Origin of the sequence: Acinetobacter sp. AR_0276, from assembly GCF_003000705.1 — a bacterium.
In the GTDB taxonomy this organism is placed as follows: domain Bacteria; phylum Pseudomonadota; class Gammaproteobacteria; order Pseudomonadales; family Moraxellaceae; genus Acinetobacter; species Acinetobacter nosocomialis.
The window spans coordinates 1,754,234-1,766,928 of the sequence record NZ_PSQO01000004.1; the positions used below are offsets into that span (position 1 = coordinate 1,754,234).

Genomic DNA, 12,695 nt, shown 5'->3' on the forward strand with positions numbered 1-12,695 from the left:
AAAAAAGACAGTGTTAAGTAGAAACTGGAAGAATTGCACCATATTGTCATCTTTACTGTCTTTTACTTGAAATGATCAAATTGGCATTCTATGTTTCGCTCAAGTTTACATAGGGTTTATCAGTTAAGCATATTGTTCTTATGCGTCTGATCAGTCATAATTTGCATAATTGTCATTCAACAATCTGTTATTGTTAGAACTGGACAATCAAAATACTGCAACCATCCCACATTTTGTTTTTCTTACCTCAGATTCGGATGGATAAATAGGATATTTTTTAAAATGACTCAGCAAGCACAGACCATTCAAGGCTCAATCGTCGCAATTGTCACTCCCATGTTGAAAGATGGCGATGTAGATTGGAAGGGTCTTGAGAAGCTGGTTGAGTGGCACATAGAACAAGGTACAAACAGTATTGTAGCCGTCGGTACAACCGGCGAAGCCTCAACATTGAGCATGGAAGAGCACACACAGGTTATTAAAGAAATTATTCGTGTAGCCAATAAACGTATTCCAATTATTGCCGGTACTGGTGCAAACTCAACCCGTGAAGCAATCGAATTAACTAAAGCTGCTAAAGACCTCGGTGCTGATGCAGCTTTACTTGTAACGCCATACTATAACAAACCAACCCAAGAAGGCCTTTACCAGCACTACAAGGCAGTTGCTGAAGCTGTTGAATTACCTCTTATTCTCTATAACGTACCTGGTCGTACAGGCGTAGACTTGTCAAACGATACAGCAGTACGTTTAGCAGAGATTCCTAACATTGTGGGTATTAAAGACGCTACAGGTGACGTACCTCGTGGTAAAGCCTTAATTGAAGCTTTAAACGGCAAAATGGCTGTTTACTCAGGTGACGATGAAACTGCATGGGAACTTATGCTTCTTGGCGCAGACGGTAATATCTCGGTTACTGCAAATATTGCACCTAAGGCAATGAGTGAAGTATGCGCGGTTGCAATTGCTAAAGATGAGCCACAAGCGAAGACGCTTAACAATAAGATTGCAAATTTACACAATATTCTATTTTGCGAATCAAACCCAATTCCTGTGAAATGGGCACTACATGAGATGGGACTGATTGATACTGGTATTCGTTTACCACTCACTCCTCTCGCTGAGCAATATCGCGAACCTCTCCGCAATGCCCTAAAAGATGCGGGAATTATTTAATAAGAGCAATTTATGATGCAATTACGTCTTGGTTTAGTCCTTGCAGTTTCAGCCTTAAGTTTAGCTGGCTGTGGTCGCTTCGCACTCAATAATCACTCTTTAGATTATAAAAAAGCAAAGCAACTCGCCCCGCTTGAGTACCCTGCCGATGCAACTGTACGACCAGCGACTCCTTTGTATCCTGCACCAACAGTAGACCAGCTCGCTATCGATCATGCGCCGAAGTTTGAAAACAAGCGTGGCAACCGTTTTGCATTGCCACGCCCTGAACAAACCCAAGCTGATACAGCAGATACATCTGCTCAATCAGGTAGCGCGCTTAGTCGCCCTCAACTTGTAACAGATGGTAATAAGAATCCACTGTTAAAAATTGATGGAAGTACTGCCGAGATTTGGCAATACACCAAAGCAACCTTAAGCACGTTAAATTACAATATTATCGCTCAAGGCAGTAATCAAGCGACGATTAAAGTAAATGACAAAACTTATGTGCTTAAACTGACTGGTGTTGGCTCTAGTCATAGCCTTGCTCTCTTTAATCCAGACAACACTTTTGCAAGCCCTGATGTTGCTGCGGAAGTGTTAAACCAGATTTACCAAAATTGGCCAGCCTAGTCGTTTACTAGGCATTTTTTTTTAAAAGGTTCCCTCATGTTAAAACAAACCTTGCTCTATACTGGTAAAGCAAAATCTGTATATGAAACAGACAATGCCGACCATCTGATTTTAGTCTTTCGTGATGATGCCTCTGCGTTCAATGGCGAAAAAATCGAACAACTAGATCGTAAAGGCAAGGTGAACAACCGTTTTAACGCCTTCATCATGGAAAAGCTTGCTGAAGCGGGTATCGAAACGCATTTTGAAAAATTGCTTTCTCCGACTGAAGTTCTTGTTAAAAAACTTCAAATGATTCCTGTTGAATGTGTAATCCGTAACTACGCAGCTGGTTCTTTATGCCGTCGTTTAGGTGTAGAAGAAGGTAAAGAGCTTACTCCTCCTACATTTGAATTGTTCTACAAAGATGATGGCCTAGGCGATCCAATGGTTAACGAATCTCAAGCGATTGCTTTAGGTTGGGCGACTGCTGAACAGTTAGAACAAATGAAGGTGTTAACTTATAAAGTAAATGATGTATTAAAAGCATTATTTGCTGAAGGCAACATGATTTTGGTGGACTTCAAACTTGAATTTGGTGTTTTCCATGACCGTATCGTACTTGGTGATGAATTCTCTCCAGACGGTTGCCGTTTATGGGATAAAGACACTAAGAAGAAACTCGACAAAGACCGTTTCCGTCAAGGTTTAGGCGGTGTTGTTGAAGCTTATGAAGAAGTTGCTGCTCGTTTAGGCGTAGATTTATCTGACATCTAATTCGTCAGCTTCATTAAAAAAACCGGGCATTTCAGCTCGGTTTTTTTATTTCCAGCACCCAAGAATTTAAGGAAAGTAGACAGATTTGTATATTTAATTAAATTATGACTTGCACAATCTAAAAACAAAGCACTAAAATCTAAAAAAACATTAATTGCATCACAATAATTAAATTTAAAGTATGGTGAATCCAATGAAACTATTTAAGCCTGAAAAGAAATTAATGAATCACTCGATACATTTTGGTGAAAACCCATTAGTGATTTTATCTAATTTTAGCGATTCTGCTTTGAAACAAGGTTGGAGCCAAGCTGAAGTAGAAACCGTTATTTCTGAAGCTTCTCAAGGTGACTATATGAAGCTCATACGTACATTGAGAACATATACATTACTTTAATTCTCTGCGTTGCTATAAGCGCTCAATCTCAAACCTAACTAGTTTATAGAGAACGCTCGCCTTTCACTCGGGCGGTAAATAGTCTTGCCATACGATACTCTCAATCTCTTTTTATACTTAATGGTCTTATCTGGTTAATTACGTTCATCCGTATATTATTTTGCTTACTGCCGTACCCTTCAATTTATAAAAAGACACATAAAGCTGGTAGGAATAAACTGGATTTATCCCGAATGCTGCCTTAACAATGAATAAAAATAATAAGTAAAAAAATATTTATTCAGTGAGGAGCAAATCTGATGGATCATGAAATAGAGGAAAAAAAGGTCGAGCAAACCTTAAGCTGGCGTGAAAAAATGGCAGTAGAAGAACACGAGAAACTGTCACCCCGTTTAGTCTATGAAATTATCCGCCGTGATGGTGCGGAAGAACTGGATCGCCCGACAGCTGCACTGATCTTTTCAGGAATTGCTGCTGGTTTGGTCATTAGTTTCTCATTTGTATTTAAAGCGATTATTGCTTCTTATATCCCAACTGATGCCATCTGGACCGATTTAATCACCAATTTTGGTTATACCATTGGGTTCCTGATTGCTATTTTGGGCCACATGCAACTCTTTACCGAAAATACCATTACTACAGTTGTGCCCTTATTTAAACCTTTTAGTTTGGACAAATTACGAGCTGTGGGGCGTTTATGGGGAATTGTGATTCTATGCAATATCATTGGAACAGCTTTGGCGAGTTTATTTTTCCTGACCACAGACCTGTTTACTCCAGACATTGATAAAGCACTAGATGAGCTGGCGCATCATGTTGCATCTTTTTCTGCAATCCAGAACCTGCTTAAAGGGGTTATGTCGGGACTTTTAATTGCCGCATTGGTGTGGATGCTGCCTTCGGTCAGCAATAAATTCCTAGTCATCTTTTTCATGACTTATCTGATAGGACTAGGCGACTTTACCCACGTTGTGGTTGGTTCTACCGAAATGTCCTATCTGGTCTGGCAAGGAGAGGCTTCTATTGGCGAATATCTATTTAATTTTCTAATTCCAACTACTATTGGAAACATTATTGGTGGTACAGGTGTGTTTACCCTACTAATTTACGGTCACGTCACTGAAGAATTGGATTAGCAAGAAGCAATAGAGAACTATTGCTCCTGCTGCCATCGGCGTTGCTGGAGGCGCTCACCTTCAACTTCACGCTTGTTTCTCGCCGACTCATAAAGTTTAGTTCCCTTCAACTCAGGTGGTAAGTAGTCTTGCAGCACAAAGTGCTCTGGGTAGTCATGAGGATAGAGATAATTAATTCCATAACCTTGCTGTTTCATCAGTTTGGTCGGTGCATTTCTCAAGTGTAAAGGCACTGGTAAATTTGCCGTTTTCTCAGCAAGTTCTAAGGCCTTATTAATCGCCAAATAAGTACTGTTACTTTTCGCGCTGGTTGCTAGGTAAACCGCGGTTTGACCCAAAATAATTCGCGCCTCAGGCATTCCAACTGCCTGTACAGAACGGAAACATTCACCAGCAAGCAATAGCGCATTTGGATTCGAATTTCCAATATCTTCTGAGGCAGCAATCAGCATACGTCTTGCAATAAAAACCGGATCTTCCCCGCCTTTGAGCATACGAGCCATCCAGTACAGAGCAGCATCTGGATCACTACCACGAATCGATTTAATAAAAGCAGAAACGAGGTCGTAATGCTGTTCACCCGATTTGTCATAACGCGCAATATTTTGCTGAGCGACTTTTACAACCACAGCATTGGTAATGGTATTTTCAACTTCTGGCTCTAAAGTACTTGCAATTAAGTCTAGTAAATTTAGTGCTTTACGGGCATCACCTGCTGCAAACTGTAAAAGAGCATCATACTCTTCAATATGAATGTAGCGTTCTTTTAAGAATTTATCGTTTTGAAGTGCATTGTTAAGTAAAGTCTGAATTGCCTCACTGTCTAAACTGTTTAAGGTATAGACCTGACAGCGCGATAAAAGTGCACTATTGACTTCAAAAGACGGGTTTTCAGTGGTCGCACCTATTAAGGTGATTTTTCCTTTTTCCACGGCACCTAATAATGCATCTTGCTGTGATTTATTAAAGCGATGGATTTCGTCAATAAAAACTACAGGTGTGAGTAAATCACCACTTTCCGCAATCACTTCACGTAATTCTTTTACGCCCGTATTCAGCGCAGATAAGCTCACAAACGGACGATCTATTGCCTGAGCTAAAAGCAAAGCAATTGTCGTTTTACCGACGCCTGGAGGCCCCCAAAAAATAATAGAAGGCAAATGTCCCTGATCAATCATTTGACGTAAGGGTGCATGTTCACCTAACAAATGATCTTGCCCAATAATTTCAGACAAGTCTCTCGGGCGCAGGCGTTCAGGAAGTGGAATATGGGTGTCTGACATCTCAAATAGCTTTATCGTCTTTTCACTATAGTCTATTGTGTCTCACAGAAATCTACAATTTGAATCTATGAGACCCATCCTTTATTTATAGGCTAACTCAAGGCCTTAAGAGAGTTTCTTACTCAGCTTGAGTAAGCGAGCATTGGGGCCATCTTCAATTATCCAAATTGAACCGTCTTGTGCTTCATGTAACCCACGAATACGTTGCTTCATCTCTAATCTTTGCACTTCTTTTACGGGCTTATGCTCTAAATCTACAACTACAATGGCTTGTGAAGACAACCCACCAATTAAGGCTTTATTTTGCCATGCCGGAAATTGTTGCCCGCGATAAATAATTAAGCTCGACGGTGAGATTACAGGAGTCCAGTCTATCTCGGGTGCTTTAAACTCTGGGCGAGTGTTATGGTCTGGAATAGGCTGACCTGAATAATGGTCGCCATTTGAAACAACCGGATACCCATAGTTTTCACCTTTGGTAATAATATTAAGCTCATCACCACCTTTAGGCCCCATCTCAACCACCCATAGCTGTCCTTGGCGGTCAAAGGCCATGCCTAATGGGTTACGATGTCCAAGTGACCATATTTCAGCAGTGACACCGCCTTGCTTATAAAAAGGGTTACCTACAGCTGCTGAACCGTCATCATTTAAACGTAGAATTTTACCCAAATTACTTTTCATGTCTTGGGCAGGGTCAAACTTTTGGCGCTCACCTGAACTGATCCAAAGCTTACCATCTGCGCCAAAAAGCATACGATGCCCATAATGACCCTGTCCTGAAACTTTAGGTACTTGCTGCCAAATCTGCTTTATATGGTTAAGTTTTGGCTGATTAGGGTTAGATAAATCTAATTTTGCACGTGAAATCACCGCACCAGATCCACCCTGCCCTTTGGCCGCAAAACTGAGATATATCCAGTGATTTTTGGCAAAATCTGGATGCAAAGCGACATCTCCTAAACCACCTTGGCCACCATAGTTCACTGCTGGAACACCCTGAACATCTTGTACTTGTTTATTTTGGGGATTAAAAATTTTTAATTTACCTTGCCGTTCAGTGACTAATAAACGTTGGTCCGGCAAAGTGGTAATTGCCCAAGGCTCATTAAAATGTGCGACTGCCTCGACCTGATAAACTTGTTTGGCACCACTAGTTTGCTCTGTTTTTGCAGTTGTATTTTGTTCAGGACTTTTTGAATTAGTATTGTTAGAACCACAAGCCATTAACAAGAAAAAGCTACTACATAATAAGGGGGCTGCTAGTCGTTTCATCATTTTTATCTCCTTCTCTTTTATTTTTTATATAACGGAGATAGTTAAAAAATTTACGATAAAAATGTTACTTTATTATACGCTGTAATTAAAAATGCCCATCGGGAGCGTATTAACGCACCCAACGCACTACATAATCTTCTAAGTCATCTTCATGTACATCGGTTTCAGGAATACATCGTCCTGCAACCGACTTTTTCGCCTTAACCACGCTTTGTCTCGTACCCGTATTTAAATAGTGCCAAGAAGGTAAATTCTTGCCTTCATTCAAACGTTTATAGGCACAGCTCGATGGTAACCAGTGTATGGTTTTTAAACTTTCCGGCGTCAACTGTAAACAGTCAGGAACTTGCTGCTGACGATTTGAATAGTCTGAACAACGTCCGGTAGAGCAATCCAGCAATTTACACGCTACCTTGGTGTAAGCTACTTCATGGGTATCTTCATCTTCTAGCTTGACCAGACAACATAAACCACACCCATCACACAAAGCTTCCCACTCAGGCGGTGTAAGCTGCTCAAGCGTATAATTTTTCCAAAACAATGGACGAAGTGAGGTCTCGGTAGACATAGGTTTTAACAGCTATATACATAAAGCAAACTCAGATTATAGCATTGAAGTAATCTCTGCTTAAGGAAAGAAACCGTATTTTTAGCATCACAAAATGATTGTTTAATATACATTTCAACCACATAAACGACACATTCCGTGTAAAAAACACGCTATATAGTAAAAACACAATGAAAAATAAGGAGGACAGCATATGTTCCGTTGGGCAATAATTTTTGCAGTGATTGCACTCATTGCCAGTCTATTAGGGTTTGGTGGTGTTGCAGGGTTATCTAAAGACTTTGCCGTGATTTTATTAGTTGTGGCTGTAATTCTCGCTGTTATTGGTTTTATTTCGCGAGGCCGAACCTAATTTAATTATGACCATATAAAAAAGAAGGAACCTGTTCCTTCTTTTTTATTGCCCAAATGTTTCTATGTTTTTCTTTTGATGTAGATTTTTACATAGTTATTTATATAGCTTTTATTTTTTATGCTTTAATCAAGTGTATTTAAACCAAGTTAAATTTCAGGATTAATGTCATGAGTACAGCAATTAAAACCCGTGAAATTCAATACACTGCACCAGATGGCAGCCATTTAATTGGTTACTTTGCAGCTCCAGAAAGTGAGCCCCCTGTACCCGGTGTCATTATTGGTCCTGAGTGGTGGGGACGTAACGAATACACTGAACAACGTGCGCGTGAACTTGCTGAACACGGCTATGCTGCACTTGCAATTGATATGTATGGCGATAAAAAAGTGACGACGACTGCTGCTCAAGCTTACGAATGGATGATGCAGACATTTGAAGAGTTAGACACAGTGACTGATCGTGCTAGTGCTGGGCTTCAAACTTTGGCTGCTCAACCAGAAGTAAATAGTGAAAAACTTGCAGCAGTAGGTTTTTGCTATGGCGGCAAAGTGGTACTCGATTTAGCTCGCTCAGGTGCTCCCCTCAAAGCAACAGCGACATTCCATGGTACATTAACTCCTAAGGCACCTGCTCAAAAAGGCAACATTCAAGGTGAAGTTTTGGTTCTACATGGTGAACTAGACAGCATGGTCACCTTAGAAGATGTTGCTAATTTTGAAAAAGAGATGCAAGCTGCTGAGGTTAAACATGAGGTAGTGGTTTTAAAGGATGCTAAACATGGCTTTAGTAACCCGCTTGCAGATGAAAGAGCTAAAGCGAACGGCGTAGATCTTGGCTACAACAGCGAAGCGGAAAAACAAGGCCTTGCTAAAATGTACGCTTTATTAGAACGTACTTTAAAATAAAAGAAGCAAATTTGGAGCAAATGGTTCTTTTTTCGCATTTGCTCCCTTAAATCTTTATGACTTTGCAATATTTTTCCTGTATTTTTTAAACCATACTTCAATAACTATACTCCCGTTGAGCTAGAGCAAAGCCTAGTCTTATTTCCCGCACTCGGGGTTTAATGGAATAACATGAGAGGATACAACAATGACTGACAAGAAATGTCCGTATTGCAATTTTGATGAATATGACATCATTGATAAGAATGAATTTGCTGTAATTTTACCTGACCCAAATCCGTTGTCTAAAGGCCACTGTGTAGTGACTCCACTGCGCCATGTAAGTTCGTTTTTTGACATTACCTCTAAAGAGCATGAAAGCTTACTGACACTTCTTGAAATTGCCCGTCATGAAACACAGCTTCGTCATCAACCAGCTGGTTTCCATATTGGCTTTAATGATGGTGAAGTGTTTGGACAAACTTCTGACCATTTCCATATTCATGTCATTCCTTACTATAAAAACCAACCGTTGAAACTTGATCAACGTTGGGGCGTAAAAGAGGATTAATCCTTTTTTATGCTTGAAGCAGAGACTACTCGTTTTAAAGTAGTCTCTGTTTTAACAGGCTCGTTCTGATTGCTTGCTTTAAACAAAACTTAACCCAAATTTCAGCTATAATTTAACCCTTACTTTTCTTCTATAGCTGTTCATGCCTGAATTTTCTTTTTCTGATGCCCTCTTAAACTGGTTCGATCAACATGGTCGTCATGATTTGCCTTGGCAAGTCGCAGATGATCCATACAAAGTCTGGGTTTCTGAAATTATGTTACAGCAAACTCAGGTAAAAACAGTTCTGCAATATTTTGATCGCTTTATGGAGCGCTTCCCAACTGTAGAAGCTTTAGGCCATGCAACTTGGGATGAAGTAGCCCCTTTTTGGGCAGGTCTTGGCTATTACGCTCGTGCACGCAATTTGCATAAAGCTGCCAGACTTGTAGCACAGCAAGGCAAATTTCCTGAAACCCTAGAAGAATGGATTGCACTACCCGGCATTGGTCGCTCGACCGCAGGCGCGCTTATGTCTTTAGGTTTACGTCAGTACGGCGTGATTATGGATGGCAATGTGAAACGCGTTTTAGCTCGTTTCTTTGCCATTGAGGATGACTTAAGCAAGCCACAACACGAACGTGAAATGTGGAAACTCGCTGAAGAGCTATGCCCAACCCAACGCAACCATGACTACACACAAGCGATTATGGACTTGGGTGCAACCATCTGCACACCTAAAAAGCCTCTTTGTTTATATTGTCCAATGCAATCTCATTGTCAGGCTTATCAGCAAGGTTTAGAACAAGAATTACCTTTTAAAAAACCGAAAAAAACACCGCCTGTTAAAACGGCAGATGTTCTTATTATTCAGTGCGAAGATGAATGGTTCTGGCAGCAACGCCAAGCTCATGGTCTATGGGGCGGTTTATTTTGTTTACCTATTTTAGAAAATGAACATGAACGCTTAAAATTAAGTCAGCAATTTAAACTACAACCTCAAGCACAAACCTTTCAGATCAGTCATAGCTTTACTCACTTCACATGGTTACTTAATGCTCATGTGTTCCACGTGGAACCTGATCAGAAAGAACATCTGGCGATTGAACTTGAAGGCCAATGGCTGAGTCCGGAACAAGCTGTCGCTAAAGGTGTTCCAACTGCTATGAAAAAATTGATCTCGACAAGCCGTTCATGACATAGTGAGCAAAATAATTTTGATATGGCTGTGACAGGGAGTATTTTGTGCGACGTTTAGTTTCCCATCTCTCACTTGGTTTTCTCATTATTCTATTAGCAGCCTGTGCCAGTGCGCCTAAAAAGCCTGCTCCGCTTTCACCAGCCCAAGTTAGCAAACTCAAGAGTATGCAGCTTCCAAGTCGGCTTCCTGTTCCGGTAAAAGGTGTCGATCGAGATGAGTTAAAAGACACATGGGGCGCTGCTCGGAGTCAGGGTCGTAGCCACGAAGGAATTGATATTTTGGCTCCACGTGGAACCAAAGTGTACAGTACAACCGAAGGGCTGGTGGCAGATCTTCGTAATAATAACCTCGGTGGCAAAGTCATCTGGATTTTAGGCCCGGCAGGAACATGGCATTATTATGCTCATCTTGATGGACATAAACGTGGCTTAAACGTGGGTGACTATGTCAAAAAGGGCGATCTGATTGGCTATGTCGGCAATACGGGAAATGCACGTTATACTTCACCTCATCTTCATTATGGTTTTTACTTAGATGGTAAAGGTCGTGGTGCTGTTAATCCTTATTCATATTTACGCTAGGAACATTTTATGTCGGAAGCGCTGATCAATCGCTTAGTAGAGTTTGCCGAGTCTGGCAACCAGCAAAAGATCATTCTAAATGGCAATAGCTATCAAGGCTGGATCATGGAAATCAGCGATGATGCCCTACTGATCAGTACCGGTTTTTCAGATAAAGTCGGCAAAGATTTTTGGCTAAAGTTTGAAGACTTAACCCAAGCCGAACTATATTATTGGGATACTCGCCCAAATGAATGGGTACCATTCAAACTCTAAAATACTAAGATAAATATAAGGAGCATCATCATGAAAATTCAACGCTGCGGATGGTGTTCCAACGATCCACTCTATATTGCTTACCATGATGAAGAATGGGGCAAACCAGAACACAACGAAGCCCGATTATTTGAAATGCTCTGTCTTGAAGGGCAACAAGCAGGTCTATCTTGGATTACCGTACTCAAAAAAAGAGAAAGCTACCGCCAGCACTTTTTTAATCATCCTATTGCTGACATTGCCGCATTTACGGATGACTTTTTAGAAAAAAAACTATCCGATGCAGGCTTAATTCGTCACTTAGGCAAACTCAAAGCCATTCGCGATAATGCGATTGCTTGGCAAGCCCTTAAAGCCCAAGTTGGTGATGTTCCTGCATGGCTTTGGCAGTTTGTAGATGCCACTCCTCAGCACAATGATGTTATAGATTATCGTAAGGCCCCTGCTCAAACTGAGCTCAGTGTAAAGCTATCTAAAACGCTTAAAAAAAATGGTTTCAAATTTGTTGGTCCAACCACCTGCTATGCGTTTATGCAGGCAGTGGGTATGGTCAATGATCATGAAAACGATTGTCAATTTAAAGCTTCATAACCCACCAGAACGGTTCAAATCCGCTTAAGGAGTTTCCGATGAGCAATAATACGATTCAGGCTTATGCAGCAATGCAGGCAGGTGAAAAACTGGTTCCTTACCAATTTGATGCAGGTGAATTACAACCACATCAGGTTGAAGTAAAAGTTGAATACTGTGGTTTGTGTCATTCCGATATTTCAGTTCTGAACAATGAGTGGCGCTCAACCGTCTACCCCGTAGTTGCAGGCCATGAAATTATTGGAAGAATTGTAGCTTTGGGTTCAGAAGCCAAAGGTTTACAAATTGGGCAACGTGTTGGTATTGGCTGGACTGCTGAAAGTTGCCAAGCGTGTGATGAATGTATTGGCGGTCAGCAAGTTCTTTGTACGGGCGAAAATGTCGCAACAATCGTGGGTCATGCAGGTGGCTTTGCCGATAAAGTCCGTGCAGGCTGGCAATGGGCCATTCCCCTTCCAGATGATTTAGATGCTGAAAGTGCTGGTCCCCTACTTTGCGGCGGAATTACCGTTTTTGACCCACTCCTCAAACACAAAATACAAGCAACGCATCATGTGGGTGTGATTGGTATTGGCGGTTTAGGTCATATCGCCATTAAGCTACTCAAAGCTTGGGGCTGTGAAATCACTGCTTTTAGTTCTAACCCAGATAAAACTGAAGAACTCAAAGCAATGGGAGCCGACCATGTAGTAAATAGCCGCGATACAGAAGCGGTAAAAGCTCAAAAAGGTAAATTTGATTTATTGCTGAGTACCGTAAATGTGACTTTAAATTGGCGAGCTTTTATTTCTACGTTAGCACCAAACGGTTCGTTGCACTTCTTAGGGCTGACTTTAGAACCTGTTCCTGTTTCTGTCGGCTCACTTATTGATGGTGCCAAATCAGTAACAGGCTCACCTACTGGTTCACCTGCTGCTCTACGCCAACTTTTAAAGTTTGCCGCACGCAAAAAAATTGCCCCTCAAATTGAGCTATTTCCAATGTCACAGCTCAATGAAGCAATTGAACGTCTACACTCAGGTCAGGCACGCTACCGTATTGTGCTTAAAGCAGACTTTGCAGAATAAAA

Annotated in this window: 16 protein-coding genes; 13 read left to right on the forward strand and 3 right to left on the reverse strand. The window is 41.1% G+C overall.

Annotated features, from left to right (window positions below; translation table 11 throughout):
• Positions 1 to 282: 282 nt before the first annotated feature.
• The 5 genes from dapA to CSB87_RS09220 all read left to right on the forward strand — a co-directional run bounded on the left by dapA (position 283) and on the right by CSB87_RS09220 (position 4,080).
• On the forward strand, positions 283 to 1,176 hold the full coding sequence (dapA, locus tag CSB87_RS09195) for a 4-hydroxy-tetrahydrodipicolinate synthase (protein WP_004885028.1): 894 nt from the start codon (positions 283 to 285) through the stop codon (positions 1,174 to 1,176).
• A 15-nt stretch (positions 1,177 to 1,191) separates the two neighbouring features.
• Entirely contained in the window at positions 1,192 to 1,791 is a 600-nt protein-coding gene (locus CSB87_RS09200) for a lipoprotein-34 precursor (NlpB) (RefSeq protein ID WP_079377873.1), read from the forward strand.
• Positions 1,792 to 1,827: 36 nt separating this feature from the next.
• Positions 1,828 to 2,547: a phosphoribosylaminoimidazolesuccinocarboxamide synthase gene (gene purC / locus CSB87_RS09205; protein ID WP_000917863.1), complete on the forward strand. Its 720-nt coding sequence runs from the start codon at positions 1,828 to 1,830 to the stop codon at positions 2,545 to 2,547.
• 193 nt (positions 2,548 to 2,740) lie between these two features.
• Entirely contained in the window at positions 2,741 to 2,944 is a 204-nt protein-coding gene (locus tag CSB87_RS09215) for a hypothetical protein (protein WP_002053827.1), read from the forward strand.
• 299 nt (positions 2,945 to 3,243) lie between these two features.
• Positions 3,244 to 4,080 carry a formate/nitrite transporter family protein gene (locus CSB87_RS09220; protein WP_004885032.1) on the forward strand — a complete coding sequence of 279 codons (837 nt, stop codon included), beginning with the start codon at positions 3,244 to 3,246 and terminating at the stop codon, positions 4,078 to 4,080.
• A gap of 17 nt (positions 4,081 to 4,097) precedes the next feature.
• Here CSB87_RS09220 and CSB87_RS09225 read toward each other — a convergent pair whose 3' ends face one another.
• From CSB87_RS09225 to CSB87_RS09235, 3 genes are all read right to left on the reverse strand, one after another.
• The gene (locus tag CSB87_RS09225) at positions 4,098 to 5,363 is read right to left on the reverse strand and encodes a replication-associated recombination protein A (RefSeq protein WP_031953573.1); all 1,266 of its coding nucleotides are present in this window, start codon (positions 5,361 to 5,363) and stop codon (positions 4,098 to 4,100) included.
• 105 nt (positions 5,364 to 5,468) lie between these two features.
• Entirely contained in the window at positions 5,469 to 6,641 is a 1,173-nt protein-coding gene (locus tag CSB87_RS09230) for a PQQ-dependent sugar dehydrogenase (RefSeq protein ID WP_004885036.1), read from the reverse strand.
• A gap of 109 nt (positions 6,642 to 6,750) precedes the next feature.
• Positions 6,751 to 7,209, reverse strand: a complete 459-nt coding sequence (locus CSB87_RS09235) for a YcgN family cysteine cluster protein (protein ID WP_004711336.1) — start codon at positions 7,207 to 7,209, stop codon at positions 6,751 to 6,753.
• Between the two features lie 193 nt (positions 7,210 to 7,402).
• On the opposite strand from CSB87_RS09235, the gene CSB87_RS09240 reads away from it, so the two are divergent.
• The 8 genes from CSB87_RS09240 to ahr all read left to right on the forward strand — a co-directional run bounded on the left by CSB87_RS09240 (position 7,403) and on the right by ahr (position 12,693).
• Positions 7,403 to 7,561 (forward strand): DUF1328 domain-containing protein, encoded by a 159-nt coding sequence (locus tag CSB87_RS09240; protein WP_002053759.1) that lies wholly within the window; start codon positions 7,403 to 7,405, stop codon positions 7,559 to 7,561.
• Positions 7,562 to 7,731: 170 nt separating this feature from the next.
• A complete protein-coding gene (locus CSB87_RS09245; RefSeq protein ID WP_004885039.1) occupies positions 7,732 to 8,469 on the forward strand; it encodes a dienelactone hydrolase family protein in 738 nt (245 codons plus the stop codon).
• Between the two features lie 187 nt (positions 8,470 to 8,656).
• Complete coding sequence (locus tag CSB87_RS09250) at positions 8,657 to 9,019, forward strand: HIT family protein (protein ID WP_002053765.1); 363 nt, start codon at positions 8,657 to 8,659, stop codon at positions 9,017 to 9,019.
• Positions 9,020 to 9,161: 142 nt separating this feature from the next.
• The gene (gene mutY, locus CSB87_RS09255) at positions 9,162 to 10,196 is read left to right on the forward strand and encodes an A/G-specific adenine glycosylase (protein ID WP_004885042.1); all 1,035 of its coding nucleotides are present in this window, start codon (positions 9,162 to 9,164) and stop codon (positions 10,194 to 10,196) included.
• A 47-nt stretch (positions 10,197 to 10,243) separates the two neighbouring features.
• Positions 10,244 to 10,780, forward strand: coding sequence for a M23 family metallopeptidase (locus CSB87_RS09260; protein ID WP_004885044.1), 537 nt, complete (start codon positions 10,244 to 10,246; stop codon positions 10,778 to 10,780).
• A 9-nt stretch (positions 10,781 to 10,789) separates the two neighbouring features.
• Positions 10,790 to 11,035: a hypothetical protein gene (locus CSB87_RS09265; RefSeq protein WP_001287365.1), complete on the forward strand. Its 246-nt coding sequence runs from the start codon at positions 10,790 to 10,792 to the stop codon at positions 11,033 to 11,035.
• A gap of 30 nt (positions 11,036 to 11,065) precedes the next feature.
• Positions 11,066 to 11,626: a DNA-3-methyladenine glycosylase I gene (locus CSB87_RS09270; RefSeq protein WP_004711326.1), complete on the forward strand. Its 561-nt coding sequence runs from the start codon at positions 11,066 to 11,068 to the stop codon at positions 11,624 to 11,626.
• Between the two features lie 38 nt (positions 11,627 to 11,664).
• Complete coding sequence (gene ahr, locus CSB87_RS09275; protein ID WP_004885048.1) at positions 11,665 to 12,693, forward strand: NADPH-dependent aldehyde reductase Ahr; 1,029 nt, start codon at positions 11,665 to 11,667, stop codon at positions 12,691 to 12,693.
• Positions 12,694 to 12,695 lie beyond the last annotated feature (2 nt).